Annotated in this window: 17 protein-coding genes; 11 read left to right on the forward strand and 6 right to left on the reverse strand. The window is 66.9% G+C overall.

The window, feature by feature from the left end; translation table 11 throughout:
• Positions 1–251: 251 nt before the first annotated feature.
• The gene (locus E3O47_RS16635) at positions 252–1,868 is read left to right on the forward strand and encodes an ADP-ribosylglycohydrolase family protein (protein WP_241973076.1); all 1,617 of its coding nucleotides are present in this window, start codon (positions 252–254) and stop codon (positions 1,866–1,868) included.
• Positions 1,869–1,896: 28 nt separating this feature from the next.
• Here E3O47_RS16635 and E3O47_RS13455 read toward each other — a convergent pair whose 3' ends face one another.
• The gene (locus tag E3O47_RS13455) at positions 1,897–3,606 is read right to left on the reverse strand and encodes a BCCT family transporter (RefSeq protein WP_134415692.1); all 1,710 of its coding nucleotides are present in this window, start codon (positions 3,604–3,606) and stop codon (positions 1,897–1,899) included.
• Between the two features lie 137 nt (positions 3,607–3,743).
• On the opposite strand from E3O47_RS13455, the gene E3O47_RS13460 reads away from it, so the two are divergent.
• A complete protein-coding gene (locus E3O47_RS13460) occupies positions 3,744–4,394 on the forward strand; it encodes a cob(I)yrinic acid a,c-diamide adenosyltransferase (RefSeq protein WP_104099476.1) in 651 nt (216 codons plus the stop codon).
• Positions 4,395–4,476: 82 nt separating this feature from the next.
• Complete coding sequence (locus E3O47_RS16815; protein ID WP_277870375.1) at positions 4,477–4,605, forward strand: hypothetical protein; 129 nt, start codon at positions 4,477–4,479, stop codon at positions 4,603–4,605.
• On the opposite strand, the gene E3O47_RS13470 is transcribed toward E3O47_RS16815, so the two are convergent.
• Positions 4,595–5,095, reverse strand: a complete 501-nt coding sequence (locus E3O47_RS13470) for a PTS glucose transporter subunit IIA (protein ID WP_104099477.1) — start codon at positions 5,093–5,095, stop codon at positions 4,595–4,597. The genes E3O47_RS16815 and E3O47_RS13470 overlap by 11 nt on opposite strands.
• On the reverse strand, positions 5,092–5,364 hold the full coding sequence (locus tag E3O47_RS13475; protein ID WP_255408595.1) for a PTS glucose/sucrose transporter subunit IIB: 273 nt from the start codon (positions 5,362–5,364) through the stop codon (positions 5,092–5,094). Before E3O47_RS13475 ends, E3O47_RS13470 begins: the two co-directional genes overlap by 4 nt.
• Before the next feature lie 171 nt (positions 5,365–5,535).
• Here E3O47_RS13475 and E3O47_RS16820 point away from each other — a divergent pair, with 171 nt between their 5' ends.
• From E3O47_RS16820 to nagA, 4 genes are all read left to right on the forward strand, one after another.
• Positions 5,536–6,285, forward strand: a complete 750-nt coding sequence (locus E3O47_RS16820; RefSeq protein WP_134401103.1) for a GntR family transcriptional regulator — start codon at positions 5,536–5,538, stop codon at positions 6,283–6,285.
• Positions 6,286–6,341: 56 nt separating this feature from the next.
• Positions 6,342–7,586: a PTS transporter subunit EIIC gene (locus E3O47_RS13485; protein WP_104099479.1), complete on the forward strand. Its 1,245-nt coding sequence runs from the start codon at positions 6,342–6,344 to the stop codon at positions 7,584–7,586.
• 31 nt (positions 7,587–7,617) lie between these two features.
• The gene (gene nagB / locus E3O47_RS13490) at positions 7,618–8,403 is read left to right on the forward strand and encodes a glucosamine-6-phosphate deaminase (protein WP_104099480.1); all 786 of its coding nucleotides are present in this window, start codon (positions 7,618–7,620) and stop codon (positions 8,401–8,403) included.
• 67 nt (positions 8,404–8,470) lie between these two features.
• Complete coding sequence (gene nagA, locus E3O47_RS13495) at positions 8,471–9,625, forward strand: N-acetylglucosamine-6-phosphate deacetylase (protein ID WP_241973077.1); 1,155 nt, start codon at positions 8,471–8,473, stop codon at positions 9,623–9,625.
• A gap of 606 nt (positions 9,626–10,231) precedes the next feature.
• On the opposite strand, the gene E3O47_RS13500 is transcribed toward nagA, so the two are convergent.
• On the reverse strand, positions 10,232–10,894 hold the full coding sequence (locus tag E3O47_RS13500) for a hypothetical protein (RefSeq protein ID WP_134415694.1): 663 nt from the start codon (positions 10,892–10,894) through the stop codon (positions 10,232–10,234).
• Between the two features lie 319 nt (positions 10,895–11,213).
• Between E3O47_RS13500 and E3O47_RS13505 the strand changes: the two genes are divergently transcribed.
• A complete protein-coding gene (locus E3O47_RS13505) occupies positions 11,214–12,515 on the forward strand; it encodes an HNH endonuclease signature motif containing protein (RefSeq protein WP_166785401.1) in 1,302 nt (433 codons plus the stop codon).
• 187 nt (positions 12,516–12,702) lie between these two features.
• Here the strand turns inward: E3O47_RS13505 and E3O47_RS16650 are convergent, their stop codons facing one another.
• Both E3O47_RS16650 and E3O47_RS16655 read right to left on the reverse strand, forming a co-directional pair.
• Complete coding sequence (locus E3O47_RS16650; protein WP_241986210.1) at positions 12,703–13,155, reverse strand: N-formylglutamate amidohydrolase; 453 nt, start codon at positions 13,153–13,155, stop codon at positions 12,703–12,705.
• Positions 13,128–13,487, reverse strand: coding sequence for an N-formylglutamate amidohydrolase (locus E3O47_RS16655; protein ID WP_241986211.1), 360 nt, complete (start codon positions 13,485–13,487; stop codon positions 13,128–13,130). The genes E3O47_RS16650 and E3O47_RS16655 overlap by 28 nt, the downstream gene beginning before the upstream one ends.
• Positions 13,488–13,655: 168 nt before the next feature.
• Here E3O47_RS16655 and E3O47_RS13515 point away from each other — a divergent pair, with 168 nt between their 5' ends.
• The 3 genes from E3O47_RS13515 to E3O47_RS13525 all read left to right on the forward strand — a co-directional run bounded on the left by E3O47_RS13515 (position 13,656) and on the right by E3O47_RS13525 (position 15,130).
• The gene (locus E3O47_RS13515) at positions 13,656–13,838 is read left to right on the forward strand and encodes a hypothetical protein (RefSeq protein ID WP_134420866.1); all 183 of its coding nucleotides are present in this window, start codon (positions 13,656–13,658) and stop codon (positions 13,836–13,838) included.
• 251 nt (positions 13,839–14,089) lie between these two features.
• A complete protein-coding gene (locus tag E3O47_RS13520) occupies positions 14,090–14,413 on the forward strand; it encodes a hypothetical protein (RefSeq protein WP_134420868.1) in 324 nt (107 codons plus the stop codon).
• A gap of 264 nt (positions 14,414–14,677) precedes the next feature.
• The gene (locus tag E3O47_RS13525; RefSeq protein ID WP_134420870.1) at positions 14,678–15,130 is read left to right on the forward strand and encodes a hypothetical protein; all 453 of its coding nucleotides are present in this window, start codon (positions 14,678–14,680) and stop codon (positions 15,128–15,130) included.
• Positions 15,131–15,216: the final 86 nt, after the last annotated feature.

The raw sequence follows: 15,216 nt of genomic DNA on the forward strand, positions 1-15,216 counted from the left end.
GAAAACAGGGTTTATGGGCAAAGTCTCCGTCGAATTCGTTAGGGGCGGAGGTGCTGCAGGGCCGTGGGCGGGGAAACGAACGACCCCCCCGATTCACGGCCGGCACTGACCCTCGAATGCGGCGGCGACGGATGCGGCGTTTCGCCCGTAGGCTCGACGTGGGGGTTTGTGCCTCGGGGGGCCCGGAAAACGGGCCAGCCGGAGCCCGACTTCATTGACTGCACGATCGCACGATTGCACGGGGGAAACGCTTGAAACTGACGTCCGCACAACTGGACCGCGCCGCCGGCGTTCTGCTGGGCATGGCCTGTGGCGACGCCCTCGGCGCCGGCTACGAGTTCGGCCCGCCGCTCGCGAGCGACGCCGTGGTTACGATGAGGGGCGGCGGCGGGTTCGATTGGGCTCCCGGAGAGTGGACCGACGACACCTCCATGGCCGTGCCGATCGTCAACGCGATCGCGGCCGGTCAGGACCTCCGCGACGAGGCCGTGCTCGACGAGATCGTGGCTGCCTGGGTCGAGTGGGCCCGCACGGCACCGGACGTGGGCAACCAGCTGCGCGCGGTGCTCTCCCGAACCGAGCCCACGGCATCCGCGGTGCGCGTCGTCGCCCGTGCCCATCACGACCGGCACGGCCGCAGCGGCGGCAACGGTTCGCTCATGCGCACGGCGCCCGTGGCGCTCGCCTACCTCGACGACCCGGTGGCGCTCGCCGGCGTCGCCCGCACGATCAGCACGCTCACCCATTATGAAACGGATGCCGGCGACGCCTGCGTGCTCTGGTGCCTGGCCATTCGGCACGCGGTGCTCGAGGGCACCCTCGACGTTCGGGTCGGCCTTGACGCCCTGCCCGCCGACCGCCGCGCGCTCTGGGAGGCGCGCTTCGTCGTGGCCGAGGCCGGCGTTCCCTCCGACTTCAGCCGGAACGGCTGGGTCGTGGAGGCGCTGCAGGCGGCCTGGTCGGCGATCATTCAGCCACGGAGCGCGCCGGGTGGCGCTTCCGGCGCGGGAACCGTCTCCGCCACCCCCGCCGGGCACCTGCAGGACGCCCTCGAGATCGCCGTGCGCGGCGGCCGCGACACCGACACGGTCGCCGCGATCGCCGGCGGGCTGCTCGGGGCGCGCTATGGCGCATCCGCGGTGCCGGCCGCCTGGCGCCGCATCGTGCACGGCTGGCCGGGCGGATTGCGCGCCGACGAACTGGTGCGCCGCGGTGTGCTGGCCGCCCGCGCGAACGGTGGGCGATCCCGATGGTCGAGCGTGTCGGGGTCCCCGGTGCTGGCCGAGCGCCGAGACCGGGCCAGCACCGACCGGAACGAGCCTGGTGCAGTCAAGCGCCGCGACGTGGCCGTACTCGACCGTCGGTCCCGCAAAGACCGTGCCGCCACCACCTGGCCTACCGCCGATCACCTGCCCTACTCCACCTCCGGCGACATTTCCACCTTCGTGCGGCACCCGCACGACGATGGTGTCTGGCTCGGTGCGATCGGCATCCTGGGTGACCTGCCGGTGGAAATCGACGCCGTCGTGTCGCTCTGCCGGGTCGGCCGCACACAGGTTCCCGGCCGCATCCGTGCGGAGAACAAGGTTGCGGTCTGGCTGATCGACGAGCCAGCAGAGAAGGCCAACCCCAACCTCGACTTCGTGCTCACGGACACCGTCGATGTCATCGCGGCCCTGCGCGCCGAGGGACGCACCGTGCTCGTGCACTGCGTGCAAGCGGTCAGTCGCACGCCCGCGGTTGGTGCGCTCTACGCTGCGAGACACCGGGGGATCCCGATCGAGCAGGCGCTGCGCGAGGTGACGGATGTCCTGCCGCACGCGCATCCGAACACCGCGTTCCTGCAGGCGCTCAAATCCGAGGCGTGAGCGATCGGCCTGCAAAAACAAGCCGGTCTCAGGGCCGATGGCCATCCGGGTCGAGGGGAGACGCGGCATCCGGTTGCACGCCCAGGTCGATGCTCTCCGCGGTCGCATTCGTGAACGGGACCGCGCCCAGCGCCTCCGAGGAGGTGCGCACCGGCCCGACGGTGCGCTGGCGCAACGGGTCACGACGCAGATCCACATAGAGCGACACGCACAGCCCGATGATGATCAGAACGAACGGGGTCGCCGCCAGGATGGTGAACGTCTGCAGGGCACCCAGCCCGCCCACGAACAGCAGAACCGCAGCGACGGCGCCGGTGAGGATCGCCCAGAGGATCACCAGCGGCTTCCAGGGCTCCTTACGACCGCGACTTGACAGCGTCCCGAGCACGAGAGCGCCCGCATCCGCCCCGCTGACGAAGAACACGGCGGTGAGCACCATCACTACGAGAGCCGAGCCGATGAAGAACGGATACTGCTGCAACGCCGCGAAGAAGCCGGCCGCCGCACTGCCGGTGCCGGCGATGTCGACACCGTTCAGCTGCAGGTTCAACCCCATGCCGCCGAAGACGACGAACCACAGGATGCTGACCCCCGTCGGCACCAGAAGCACGCCGAGAATGAACTCACGTATGGTGCGGCCGCGGGAGATCCGGGCGATGAAGGTGCCCACGAACGGGGTCCAGGAGATCCACCACGCCCAGTAGAAGATCGTCCAGCTCGCCAGCCACTCCTCGCCGCCGAACACCGCCGAGTGGAAGCTCATCGGTACGAGATCGGCCAGATAGACGCCGATCGACGACGGCAACAGGTTCAGGATGAAGACAGTCGGGCCGACCACAAAGACGAACACGACGAGTAGGGCCGACAGCACCATGTTGGTGTTACTCAACCACTTGATGCCTTTCGCCACCCCGCTCGCCGCGGAGAACACGACCCCCACGGTCAGCACGCAGATAATGATGATCGGCACGACCGTTCCGGGATCCTCCTCGAATTGCCCGGAACGAAGCAGTGAGACACCGGCCGCGATCTGCAGTGCGCCCAGCCCGAGCGACGTCGCCGAACCGAACTGGGTGCAGATGATCGCCAGGATGTCGATCGGCTTGCCCCAGCCCTTGCCCTCGATCCGTTCCTTGCCGAACAGGGCCTGGAACGGAGCGCTCATCAGGTTGCCGCGGCCCATCCGGTAGGTGGAGTAGGCCAGGGCCAAGCCGACCACCGAATAGATCGCCCACGGATGCAGACCCCAGTGGAAGAAGGTGTACGCCATGGCCGCGTTGGCAGCCTCCGGGCTGTTCGCCGGTGCGTCGACGAACGGCGGCGGCGTCGCCAGGTGGGTGACCGGCTCGTACACGCCGAAGAACATCAGCCCGATCCCCATGCCTGCACTGAACATCATGGAAACCCAGGAGACTGTCGAGAACTCGGTGCTCTGCCCGTCGCGGGAGAGCGGAATGCTGCCGTACCTCCCGAAGGCCAGCACCAACGAGAAGATGACGAAGCCCGACGCCCCGAGAATGAACAACCAGCCGAGGTTGCCGGTTACCCAGCCGAGAACGGATGCTGATACGTCGCCCACGGTCTCGGTGAACAGCACCCCGACCAGACAGATCACCACGATGATGCCGGCGGAAACGCCGAAAACCGTTTTGTCGATGGTGCCCAGGCCCTCTCGGTGCGGTTCACTGACCGCGTCCCCGAGTTCCGACTCGATGCCATCTGCTGAATCCTTGGACATATCGCTCCTCGGTGATCGAACACCCGTCGATCGGACAGTTCCCGTCACGTCACTGCCGCGGGAGGTGCGAGAAGAAAACTGCTTGCGGCTCGCCTAAACGCTACGCGGATGGCGCGGCGATTACTATAGTGTCCGCTATGGCTGACCTCGGAGAATTCGCACCGGCCCAACCGGCCCTCTACACCGGCAAGGGCGATTCCGGCCGCACCACCTTCGGCCGGCACGGCGACGTGGCCAAGACCGACGTGCGTGTCGCCGCCTACGAAGCCTGCGACGAGGCCAACGCGGCCGTCAGCTTGGCCATGGCTGCCGGTGGCCTGCCCATCGAGGTGACCAGTACGCTCGCTAGCGTGCAGAACGACCTGTTCGATTTGGTGGCCGACCTGTCCGTGCCCCTCGACGACCCCGAGTCGGCGCCGGCACGCATCCGCGAGTCGCACCTTGTCCGGCTCGAGCGTGCCGTCGATCACTTTGCGCAGCAGGCCGCCGACCTGAGCGGCTTCGTGCTCCCCGGCGGAACGGTCGCAGCCGCACTGCTCTACCAGGCGCGTGGCGTCGTGCGCCGTGCCGAGCGAGCGGTGTGGGTTGCCATCGACCTGCACCCGACCTCCGTCGACCCGCTCACCGCGCGGTACCTGAACCGGCTGTCGTCCCTGATGTTCGTGCTGGCCCGGGGAGCCAACGCCGAGCACGGCGACGTGATGTGGGTGCCCGAGGCTTCGGCTCGGGCGATGGCGCAGGAAGAGGTCGGCGACGACCGTCCGGAAACGGGTGCCGGCGGCGCCTGACGGTGCTGCTCTCCGAGATCGGCGACGCGGCCTCCCGCGTAACCTCCGACCTGGCCGCAGGCGAGCCGCAAGCGGCAGCACGATGAGCACGAGTACCAGTACCAGCACCAGCACCAGTACCAGCACCAGCACCAGTACCAGCGCCAGCGCCATGAATCCCCCGGCGGATGCGTCCGCGGTCGACGGTCAGCGGTGGACGCTCAGCGGGTGACGGTCAGGAAAACATCGCCGGACTCGAGTTGGGCGCCGGCCGTGACGGCATCCGCCAGCGTGATGTTCTCCGCCTTCTGTTCGAGGATGATCACGGGCACGATCGGGTTGCGCCCGGTGGCCTCGATGGCCGACACGTCCCAGGTGACGATGATGTCGCCGGCAGAGACGTGGTCGCCCTGCTGTGCGCGCAGGGTGAAGCCCTCGCCGTGCAGTTCGACGGTGTCGATACCCAAATGCACAAGCACACCCAGACCGTCGGGGGAGACGATCACGTAGGCGTGCGGGAATACCTTGAGCAGCGTGCCGCTGATCGGGGCGATGGCGTCGACCACGCCGCGGGGCGGGTCGATTGCGGCGCCCGGGCCCACGATGGCCTGGGCGAAGGTGGGGTCGGGCACCTCGGCGAGCGCCACAGCGCGGCCGGGCACAGGGGAAAGGACGATGACGGGGGCGACCACGGAGGCGCTCACGGGTGCGGCCGGGCTCATAGCAGGTCCTCGATGTCCTCGGCCAGGTTGTCGGCTTCGGGGCCCACGACGACCTGCACAATGGTGCCGGAACGGAAGACACCGTGCGCTCCGGCGGCCTTGAGCGCCGCCTCGTTCACGGCCGCGGGGTCGGTCACCTCGGTGCGCAGGCGAGTGATGCACGCCTCGATTTCGACGATGTTGGTTTTTCCGCCGAGGGCGGCCAGGATCTGCGCGGCTTTGCTAGTCATCTTCTGTTCCTTCTGTGGTGGGCACTGCGACGGGCTCATCGACTTTGATTCGATCGAAGGCCCGGGCCGCACTCGGTGTTGACAAGTGGGGTGCCCTGCCTTCATGATCTAACTATTGGATCGTACCAGTACGGACCACTCAGTGGAAGTGGTACTACACCACTCGGGCTCGACGCCGACCGAACCGATCAACAAGTGAAAGGCAACGCCATGAGCCAGACCCAGGAGGAGAGTTCAATGCTCGCAGCCGGGCCGGTGTCCAAGCAAACGCAGCTGCGCTCGATCCTGCAGGATCTGGTCGAGGAGACCCTGGCTCCACACGCCGCGATTGCGCCCGAGCGCAAGCTGATGGCGAAATACGGCGTCAGCCGGTCGACCGTGCGGGAGGCCATCCGTCAGCTGGTCGAGGAGGGTCTGCTCTACCGCATCCAGGGCAAAGGCACCTTCGTGGCGGGCGAGCGCGTGCAGAGCGATCTGCACCTGGCCTCCTTCACCGAGGACATGCGCCGCCGCGGCCTTGTTCCGGCAACACTCCTGCTGGCCACCGCGCTGATCGAGGCACCGCTCGATGTGCGGGCGGCACTCGGTCTGGGCGCGGGCGCCCGGGTGCAGGTCGTCGAACGGCTCCGGCTGGCCGGCGGCACCCCGATGGCCCTCGAACGCGGCTACTATCCGGCGGAGCTGCTGCCGAATCTTGGCGAGCAAGACCTCACCCGCTCCCTGTACGCGACGTTCGCGACCGAATACGGCCTGCGCATCGACAACGCCGAGCAGGCGGTCTGGGCGGATGCTGCCGGTCCCCAACTCGCGGAGACGCTGGGCGTCACCGCGGGGGCGCCGCTCATCGTCTTCCGGCGCACCTCGTCGGCGGGGTCAGCCGCCATCGAGTACGTCACGTCCTGGTACCGCGGTGATCGCTACCAGATTCACATGACCCTGAATCTCCGGCACCAGCTCTGATCTCCGGCCCGGCATGAAGCCGGGCCCACACACCACACCCATCACAGGAGGAATTCATGTCCAGCATCACCGAAGACGCCGGGACGCGACGAAAAATACCGGGCCTGGGCCAGGCTCAGCGAGTCGGCCGCAGCCTTATGTTGCCCATCGCGGCGTTGCCTGCCGCCGGGCTGCTTCTCCGCATCGGTCAGCCTGACCTGCTCGGCGCCATTCCGGGCTTCGAAACGGGCGGAGCCGTCATCGCCTCGGCGGGCGGGGCGCTGTTCGGGGCCCTCCCGTTGCTCTTCGCGGTCGGCGTCGCGATCGGCTTCGCGAAGAAGTCCGATGGCTCGACCGCCCTCGCGGCCGTGGTCGGCTATCTCGTCTTCTCCAAGGTCGGTGAGGCGATGTCGCCTCTCGTACTGGGGCTGCCGGCCAAGGGTGACCCCCAGGTTCTCGTCGATTACAGCGTGCTCGGCGGCATCCTGATGGGTATCGTCTCTGCGGTGCTCTGGCAGAAATATCACCGCATCTCCTTGCCCAGCTACCTCGCCTTTTTCGGTGGTCGACGCTTCGTCCCGATCATCACCGCCGTGGTGGCGCTCGCACTCGGTGTTCTGCTCAGCTTCGTCTACCCGGCCTTCGCCGGCGGATTGACTGCCTTCGGCGATGTCGTCACCTCCAACGACATCTGGGGCGGCTTCCTGTACGGCACCACCAACCGGCTGCTCATCCCCGTGGGGCTGCACCACATCCTCAACTCCGTGGTGTGGTTCGTGATCGGCGACTACAACGGCGCCAGCGGCGATATCGCGCGGTTCTTCGCCGGCGACCCCACCGCCGGAACCTTCATGACCGGGTTCTTCCCGATCATGATGTTCGCCCTGCCCGCTGGAGCCCTGGCCATCTGGCATGAGGCGAAGCCGACCCAAAAGAAGATCGTCGGTGGCATCATGCTCTCCGGTGCCCTCACCGCCATGCTCACCGGCGTCACCGAGCCCCTGGAGTTCTCGTTCATGTTCGTGGCGTTCCCCCTCTTCGTCATCCACGCCTTCCTCACCGGAACGTCGATGGCCCTGGTGAACGCACTGGGTATCCGCGACGGTTTCAGCTTCAGCGCGGGTCTGTTCGATTACGTGCTCAACTTCGGCCTCGCCGAGAAGCCGCTTCTGCTCATCCCGATCGGACTGGCGTATGGCGCGATCTACTACTTCCTGTTCCGCTTCGTGATCCGCAAGTGGAATCTGAAGACCCCCGGCCGCGGCGACGACGAGGTGCCCGACGCCAGTGCGCCGGACTCCGCCTCCTCGACGTCGGTCTAGTCCACACAATCCAGAATCTGGAGTACGAAAAATGGCTGAAGTAGTTTTTGTTGACAGTAAGGCCGCGGCGGGAACGCTCGCGGCGGCATCCATTCGCGCACTGATCACCCAGAAGCCCGACGCGGTGCTGGGCCTGGCCACCGGCTCGACCCCGCTCTCGGTCTATGCGGCGCTCGCCGCCTCCCTGGCGGAGAACCCGATGGACGTCTCCCGGGTGCGCGGCTTCGCACTGGACGAATACGTCGGCCTGCCCGCCGACCACCCGGAAAGCTACCGCTCCGTGATCACCCGCGACGCCGTCGTGCCGATCGGCCTCACCCCCGAGAACATCCAGGTGCCGAACGGCGATCTGGCCACGATCGAGACCGCGGGCGTCGACTACGAGGCAGCCATTCGCGCCGCCGGCGGCATCGACGTGCAGATTCTCGGCATCGGCCGCACCGGGCACGTCGGGTTCAACGAGCCGGGGTCGTCGTTCGCGTCGATCACGCGAATCAAGACCCTCGCCGAGAAGACCCGCGTCGACAACGCGCGGTTCTTCGCATCCCCCGACGACGTGCCGATCCATTGCATGACGCAGGGTCTGGGCACCATTCTGCGGGCCCGGCACCTCATTCTGCTGGCCTTCGGCGAGGAGAAAGCGGATGCCATCGCCGCCGCCGTCGAGGGACCAATCACGTCGAGCAAGCCGGGATCCGTCATCCAGCTGCACCCGCATGTGACGGTCATCGTCGACGAGGCCGCCGCCTCCCGGCTCGAGAACCTCGCCTACTACAAGTACGCCTGGGCCAACAAGCACGCCTGGCAGGGGATCTGACGCAGCACTCCCTGACTCGACCCCGACCCCCGTTCCCTGCAACTCGCTGACTCCTGGAGACACCCTCATGACCCCGCCCGCACCCATCCAGGTCGACTCGATGCTCCTCGCTGCCCGGGCCGTGATCGCACCCGATGCGGTGCACACGCCGGGGTGGGTAGACATCCGTGCGGGGCTGATTGTGGCCTGCGGCGCGGGGGAGCCGCCCCGCCCTCCCGACCAGGTCTTCGAGCAGAGCACCCTGGCGCCCGGCTACGTCGACATCCACACGCACGGCGGCGGCGGCAGCAGCTTCAACGACGCCGACACCGACGCAGCCGTGGCGCGGATCACCGCGACCCACCGGGCCCACGGCACGACCACGATGATGGCCAGTCTCGTCACCGGTCCCCTCGACGAATTCGAGCGCACTGTGGCAGCCCTGGCCGGGCTGGTCGAACGGGGAGTGCTGGCCGGCATTCACCTGGAGGGCCCGTGGCTGAGTCCGGCTCACCGCGGGGCCCACGACGAGAGCTTGTTGCGCGAGCCTGATACTGAGACCGTCGACCGGTTGATGCGGGCGGGACGAGGCACCGTGCGCATGGTCACCATCGCGCCTGAACTTGAGGGCGGGCTAGCGGCCGTGACGCAGATCGCGGGCCACGGGGCCGTGGCCGCGATCGGGCACACCGACGCGAACTACGACCTGACGCGGCAGGCGATCGCGGCGGGGGCCACGGCCGGCACGCACGTATTCAACGCGATGCGGCAGATCCACCAGCGTGAGCCCGGCCCGGCTCTCGCCCTGCTTGAAGACCCGAACGTCTTCGCCGAGCTCATCGCCGACGGCGTGCACCTGCACCCGGCCGTCGTACGGTTCATCATCGAAAGCCCGTCGCGGCCCGTCTTCGTCACGGATGCCATGGCCGCCGCCGGCGCGGACGACGGCGCCTACAAGCTCGGCGGCCTCGACGTGAGCGTCGCTGACGGCGTGGCGCGCCTGGCCGACGGCACGATCGCCGGCAGCGTGCTCACCCTGAGCGAAGCCGTGCGCTACGCCGTGCACACCGCCGGAGTGCCGCTGGCCGTCGCGGTGCGGGCGGCCACCCAGAACCCGGCCGACATGATCGGCCTCCCCGACCGCGGTCGGCTCGCCGCCGGCCTCCGCGCCGACCTGATCGTGCTCGACGCGGGCCTATGCGTCACGGCGACGATGCAGGCCGGGGTGTGGTGCGCGGAGTAGAACCCGCTCCCCTCCAAAGCCGCACCCGCTCCCGCCCGCCCTCCCCCGTCCGGGTCCCACCCTCTCCCGTCCTCGTCCGGGTCCCGTTCGCTCCCGTCCGCTCCCGTCCGCTCCCGCTGCCGTTCCTTCGCCAAGCCCCGAACGAATTCGACGGAGATTCTCATGAAAAAGTGCCTGGGAGGCCCATTTTCGGTCGTTTCGGCCAAAATCTCCGTCGAATTGGTTCGCGCAGGCTGAACAGAGGGCTCCTGAGCGGAGGGCTCCTGAACAAAGGTTCACTGAGCGCGGATGTCCCGCGCCACCACATCCCACTTCGGCTGACTTCGCCCGCGCGGTGGCGCTCGGCCTCGGTTGGGGGCTGCTGCCCGAGCAACAATGCCTCACCGAGCTCGGCGACGGCCAGCTCGTGGAACTGGCACCCGGGCAGCCGATCGACGTGGTGCTCTACGGGCAGCGCTGGCACATTGCCTTCCGGCTGCTGGGCGAGGTGACGGATGCCGTGGGCAGGGTCGCAGCGGCCAGTCTGCACCCGTCGGGTCCCGCGCGGACCCGGGCAGTATTGAGCATGTGCGGCGGTCAAACCTGGGGGAGGTGGGAAGCTCGCGGTCAGTCTCTCGCCCACACCTCGACTTCGCTGATTGAGGTGTCTGCCGCCCGGTCGCCGCCCACGCCGCCCACCGCGATGGCGATCGTGAGCACGATCTCTGTGGTGCTGCCCTTCGGGATTGCCAGGCTTTGATACGCGGCATAGTCGGCGACCGGCTTCTGACGAAGCATGGAGGGTTGGATGCCCTGGTCGGTCTTCACGGTGAACTGCCTCACCCGGGCATTGCGGAGGAACAAGGCCTCCGACTTCGCATAGCCATTGATCACGCAGACGAGCTGCACATCGGGTGTGCCAGGCAGAGTCAGAGTTAGCGTCTCGTTCTTGCCTAGACCGTCAGCGCCCTCCACCCACGACGTGCCGAGATCCCCATCGATCGCCAAAGCGGCTGGATGCTCGACAACAATGGGGTCGGATTCCGTCAGGGCACTGGAACTCTCGGCGCCGACCCCTGACACCAGGTGCAGCCCGCGGGGATCATCGCAGTCGGCCTCGGCGAGCGCGCTCTTGAAGAGCGGAGTGAGCGCAAGGAGCAGCAGGGACGTGGCGACAGCCGTAAGGATGCCGATTAGCAGCCCACCCACAACGCCCGGCCAGCGGCTTTGCGGCGGTTGCACGACGCCGACCCACATCCTCGGTTCGTTGGCGTTTCCGCGAGAAGCCATCTCCGCTCCAGTTCACTTCGTGTGACACCGGTATTGACGATTCCAGGAAGTCCAGAACACGCGGGATCGCATGTGTCAGGACGAATGCAATGCTTTGGCCGGAGCCTACGCGCAGGAGCATCGCTTCGGTCGGAAGCCTCGAGGGGTGTCGCCAAGCCGCTTCTGGTCGGCAAACGGATTGCCGAATGGCCACCACGGCTGCCCCTCGGCCCTCACCGCACACCCCCGACTACTCCTCCACAAAACCACTTTGACCAGCTCATTCACACTCCTGTGCCACGGCCGTCGAATGTCAGTGGCACCCCGTAACGTGACTGCTATGACCACCTCAGTCAGCACCTCGCAGGCCCAGCTCGGCTCGCGTTTCGACGCGATAGCCGCCGTCGACCGCAGCCTCGCGCGGGGCTTCGCGCAGCGGGCCGACCTGATCGATGACGCCCGCAGGTTCAGCGAAGCCACGGCCGCGAGCGCTCCCCGCAACACGAGCTCCCGGTGGGACCCCGACGAGATCGCCCGGCGCGAATTCTCGAGCGAACTGGCCTGCACCTTGCGCATCCCCGCACCCACCGCCGAGGGTCTGATCGCCGAGTCCCGGGCCCTGGCCGAAGACCTCCCCGGCACCCGGGCGGCGCTGCAAGCCGGCGAGATCAGCTACCGGCATGCCCAGGTGATCATCGGGCAGGCCCTCTCGGTGCCCGCCGCGGCCCTGTCCGATTTCGAGGAGGCGCTGCTGCCGGCCGCGCGCGCTCTGACGGCGGCCAAGCTCAAGCACAAGGCCCGCGTGCTCCGCGAGCGCCTGCACCCGGAGTCCATCACCGCCCGGCGGGAGAAGTCCTTCGCGGAACGCACCTCCTGGGTGCAGGCGGAGCCCGACGGAATGGCGACGCTGAGCCTGACCACGAGCGCCGACGTCGTGCACGCCATCTTCGCCCGGGCAAACGATGCCGCGCGCAGCCTGCAGGGGCCGGGGGAGCCGCGTTCCCCCACCCAGATGCGCACCGACGTGATGACCGACCTGCTGATCGACGGGGTGACTCCGTCGGGAATCGGCACGGGCATCCGTGCCACGGTCCAGATCACGGTCCCGGTGATGACCCTCCTCGGCCACAGCGAAGAACCCGGCTACCTCGAGGGCTACGGGCCGATTGACCCCGACACGGCCCGCGACCTGGCCTCGCGAGCACCGAGCTTCACGCGCATCCTGGTTCATCCCGAAACCGGGGTCGTGCTCTCGGTCGGCCGCACACGCTACAAGGTGACGAAAGAGCTCCGGCGGTTTCTCCGCCTGCGCGACGAAACCTGCCGCTTCGCCGGTTGCAACCAGCCCGCGCGCGGCGCCGATCTCGACCATACCCATGAATGGCAAGACCTCGGCCACACCGCCCACGACAACCTTGCCCATCTCTGTCCGGGCTGCCATGCGTTGAAGACGGAGACCGGGTGGACGGTGAAACAAGAGCAAGGCGGCATCCTCACCTGGCACTCACCGACCGGACGCCCATTCGTGACGGAACCGGCCACCCCGATCGCCACTCCGGGTGCACCCGCGGGTGCGTCTCGGGCCGGCGCCGGGCCGCCGAGACCCGCCCGGCCACCGCTGCCCGATGAGGCCCCGTTCTGACCGGCACCGTTCCGATGCAAACGGATGCCCGACCGCCGCTACCAGGTGTCTGGACTACCGCTACCATCAAGCGCTACTCGCCACAGGGCTTGCCCGGGATTGACGAAGGCGCGTCGTGGCAACTCGATGGTTTGCGCGCGACCGTGGGAGAGCGCGTACGTTTCCGGTAGTGACCGTCTGCGTCGTTTTAGCCGTATCGAACCTGGTCGACCAGCCGCTGCAGCGAAACCTGCAACGGCGCGAACCCCTCCGGCTTGCGAGTCACCGTGGCCTCATCCATGTAGACGTCCCGGCGAATCTCGAGCATCACCGAACTCGCCCGCGCATCGCTGCGGTAGTGCTTGAGCGGCACGTACGAGCCCGCGAACGGCGCATTGGCGTGCGTGTCGAGGTCAGGGAAGCATCCGCCAACCGTGGCCAGAAGGTCGACGGATGCGTGGAACGGCTCCGACCCGACGCAGAGCGGTGCCCGGTAGCCGCCGCCGTGCAGCTCATCCGACAGCAGGGCCTCCGGGTAGGAATGAACGTCGAAGATCACGGCTCGCCCGTGCACGGCCAGTGTCGCGTCCACGCGCTCGGTGAACCGGGCCGAGTAGGTGGTGAAGTAGTCCATCAGGAGCTTCTCGTCGGCGGCGGACACCCGCCGGATCTCCTCGCGCCGTGGGTGTAGAGCACGCCCATGCCGACCGCGTTCATCTCTTCGGTGTCGCCAGGGAACCGCTCGACGTCGACCGCGAACCGCGAGAGCCCGTTGATGACCGCGCTCGCACCCGTGATGGCCCCGACGAGTTCGTCGGTGAAGTGGTCGGTCATGATGTCTTTCTCGGCCTCCAACTCGGCCGGTGAGATGACGTAGGAGTGCAGGTGCTCCGCCGGGATCGCACGCCCGCCGTGCGGTGCGTGCAGGATCACGGGTGACGTCGCCGAGTTGTCGATCAGGCGGAACAGCGCGGTTTCGGTGTGGGTGGTCATCGGGTGCCTCCAGGCCGTGGCGCTCCCGGTCGGAAGGAGTTCAGGGTCTCAGGGGCCACCGACATTCGGTCACTGATGCTCCGTGGCCCCTGCTCTGGGCCTACCTTGGCGCGCAAGCGGGGTCATCTCGGGCTGCGACTGGAGCAACAAACAGAACGAGGGGGCCGCATGACTCGTGCGAAATGGCAACTGGAATCAGCCGATGAGTTCCGGAACGGACCCCAGGCCAAGGTGGTCGACTTCTGGCGTTTCGGGATGGGAGATGCGCGAACGAACAATCTGCGCGGGCACCTGGCCGAGTACGTGGTTGGCCTCGCCGTAGACGCAATTCCCGCGAGTCGAGTCGAGTAGGACGCGTACGACGTGCTGGCGCTCAGCGGCACCCGCATCGAGGTCAAGACCTCAGGCCTTGTTCAGGCCTGGAATAAGTCTGATCCGCGTTCTCAAACAAAACCGCGTTGGAAAGTGCGAAAGGGAAACGCCCACACTGACATTGGTGGGAAGCCGAAGCGACTTCACGCCGATGTGTATGTCTTTGCCTTGGTACGTCGACCTGTTTGGCCGATTGCGACCCGCTCGACCTCGATAAGTGGGAGTTCCGGGTGGCGAGCCGCTGGCAGATCGACGAGTTTGATCGGTCCACATTCACGCCGAGCAATTTGACCGTCGATGGAATTCAACCGGTTCGTTGGGCCGGACTCAAGGATGCCATAGCCGCGGCTGGGCCCCAGTCCGTGACCGACGAGATGTCGCTATTCGTTGCCATCAAGTTGGCCACGGAGCGCCTCGGAGAGCGTAGCCAGGCTGGAATTGGGTCTTGGCACATGGAATCAAAGCATTTCTGGCAATCGCGCGCGCTTCTGAAGGAGTTGGAATCAGCAGGAGATTGGCCGCGTCTTGCGACAGTTTTCCTGACGCTCGAGTAGTCATCGATTCTGTAAGGGCGGCCCGCCCGTTCTGGGGCTGTAGTCAGCGTTCCCCGCCCGCTAGATTCGGCCCAGGGAATCGGGGGATCCATGAGTATTGAGGCGCCATCGATGAGGCAGCCTTCCACGCTCTCCCGATTAAACAGTGACGTAAAGGCGCCGTGGCATTCAGGACGACGGGTTGTTGAGACCGCTCTCGTTTTGTGCCTGATCCTCCCTCTTTCGGCGTGCTCAGGTTCGCGTCCGAATATACGAGAGGAGGCAATGTTTGAGGCCAGGATCAGCATAGAGAAGGTCTCCGCCCTAGCCATCGAAAGCGCCATTGGCCACAACCTCGACAGCTACTTGGATGCGGTGTCCACAGGAGACGTCTGGCCCAAGCCGGCGTTCGCCACAATCCGCGAAGACACAGATGAACAGACACCCGGTTGGGCTCGCGGAGCGGCGTTCGGAGCGGTAGTCGATCGATCAATGTCCTACCCGAAGGTGCTGGTTAGCTACGCCGCATCGGGGCAAAGCTCCACCGGAAGTGGATTCAATTCGAGGGTTGCCAACGTGTTGGTCTGCGTCAGCATCGAGGTCGAGTTCGTGGGCGACCGGGTTGGTGTCTATATGCCCCCTTCTATCGCTGCCGTGGAATGTCCCGCCGACGTACAAAAATACTTCGGCGGGAACGAATTGGTCACGCTTGACGAGGTGTTCGCCGCATCTCCATGACGTTAGCGGCGGCCCAAAGTCACCGACTTTCGATAGCGCCAACCGCCACGGTGGCTGAAGACGGCTGTGAGGGGTCGCAAATCGAC

Source organism: Cryobacterium sp. TMT2-17-1 (assembly GCF_004402765.1).
GTDB classification, from domain to species: domain Bacteria; phylum Actinomycetota; class Actinomycetes; order Actinomycetales; family Microbacteriaceae; genus Cryobacterium; species Cryobacterium sandaracinum.